1 protein-coding gene and 2 pseudogenes are annotated in these 1873 nt (G+C 33.0%); all 3 read left to right on the forward strand.

Annotated elements, in window-relative coordinates; genetic code table 11:
• Positions 1-139, forward strand: a pseudogene (locus ACIPNH_RS01365) (sugar phosphate nucleotidyltransferase); the annotation flags it as partial.
• A 133-nt stretch (positions 140-272) separates the two neighbouring features.
• Positions 273-1502, forward strand: coding sequence for a lipoprotein-releasing ABC transporter permease subunit (locus ACIPNH_RS01370; protein ID WP_155969129.1), 1230 nt, complete (start codon positions 273-275; stop codon positions 1500-1502).
• A pseudogene (locus tag ACIPNH_RS01375) lies at positions 1495-1873 on the forward strand (hypothetical protein); the annotation flags it as partial. The gene ACIPNH_RS01370 and the pseudogene ACIPNH_RS01375, both read left to right, overlap by 8 nt.

The raw sequence follows: 1873 nt of genomic DNA on the forward strand, positions 1-1873 counted from the left end.
AGAAATCCCAAGGGAAGTTTCCCATAGGATTGAAAATAGAAGCACAAGCTTTCCACTTGAAATAGTTGAATTTCAGATAGGAGAGCATTTATCTGATAATGATATAGTGAGGTTGGATGATGTATATGGAAGATTTTGAAATTCTAATGTTAAAGATACTCTATAAGTCTGCTAAATTTAAGGAAGCAAAAATCTCTAGTTTTCAAATAAAGAAAAGTCTACAATTATACGAAGTTTCAAAAATATAATGTCTAACCTCAAAATATTTTGTAATGTCCATTGCCTTTGAAATTACTATGGCTGCTTGCTATTTGCGAGCGAAAAATGCCAGATTTTGCTCTATAATGACTTTGTTCTCTATTATCGGCATTGCCCTTGGAGTTGCAACACTAATAGTGGTGATGTCTGTGATGAACGGATTCAGAGCAAAGTTGCTTGACTCAATACTTGGCATTGATGGCCATATTAACGTTTATTTTGATAGGAACATAAATTCAGATTACTACGCAGTTTCAAAATCTATTGAGAGAATTCCTGGTATATTAAAAGCTACTCCTATGACCAATGATCAAGTCATTATTGCAGCAAATGGTAAAATTGCAGGTAGCGTAGTGCGAGGTGTGTCAACTAAAGACTTGCTTGATAGTACTGCCGTTACAAATAATGTAATTATAGGTGATGTAAAAAAATTTGATGAAGGGATAATAATAGGAGCACGATTGGCAGAAGCTTTGAACATTGACTATGGCGACGAAATTACGTTTATATCATCTGAAGAATTTGATGCATTACTTGGTGAAATGCCACGAATGAAAAAATATAAAGTTATAGCAATATTTGATATGGGTATGTTTGAGTATGATAATACCTTGATATATATGCCTCTAAAATCAGCACAAGCCTTTTTTAATTATGAAAATAGCATAAAAAATATAGAAGTACTTGTAGACGACGTTACTAGAGCTGATAAGCTGGCAGATGCTATAGAAAAAGAAATAGGAATGGAAGCTGAAAGTTGGCAATCACAGCAAAGCCATTATTTTAGTGCTTTAAAAACTGAAAGAAATGTGATGTTTTTAATTCTTACTTTGATTATAGTTGTAGCAGCGTTTAATATTATCTCAAATTTAATGATGATAGTGCAAGAAAAGAAATCCGCGATTGCAATTATGCGTACATTTGGTGCAACAAGTGGAAGCATTATGCGCATATTTTGTGCTTGTGGTCTATTAATCGGTTTTACGGGAACTTGTCTTGGCTGTATTATAGGTGTCGTTTTTTCTCTCAATATCGAAAGCATTAGAGTGTTTTTAGAAAACATTACTAATGTCAAGCTGTTTGATCCTATGATATACTTTTTTTCAAGTTTGCCAGTAATATTAGTTCCTCAAGATGTAGTGAACATTTCTGCACTTGCATTATTCTTATCATTTTTAGCGACAATTGCTCCTGCATTACAGGCAGCTGCACAAGATCCTGCGGAGATATTACGTTATGAATGATACTCAGCAAAAGTACATAGGTTGGTTCTTAATTGTATTGTTATTTACCGGTTACATCACAATAAATAACATAATCTTTTTAAAAATAAATCAGCAAGAGAGTGAAAACAATGTGAAAGCTTTAACGGAAAACATGGATGAATTTAGAATGTTGCTTGAAGTTAATCAATCTAGAATAGAAAAAAAGATATTTGACCTCAAGAGAAGTCAGCATACTCAATGTGAGCAAGGTGATAATAACTCAAGATGTAAGAACCTTGCAAAATTGCTATTACTTGTGGTTAAAATGAAGAATTCGTTATTGCGAGAAGCAAAATTTGATAACCATATAAATTCAATAAAGCCTTTGATATCAGAGCTTGACGATCCAG

The sequence above is a fragment of the Wolbachia endosymbiont of Drosophila barbarae genome, assembly GCF_044752445.1.
Taxonomy (GTDB): Bacteria; Pseudomonadota; Alphaproteobacteria; order Rickettsiales; family Anaplasmataceae; genus Wolbachia; species Wolbachia pipientis.

What these genes read in the sequence shown, in the direction of transcription:
- ACIPNH_RS01370 (WP_155969129.1), top strand. Translation starts at nt 273, where the DNA reads ATGTCCATTGCCTTTGAAATTACTATGGCTGCTTGCTATTTGCGAGCG.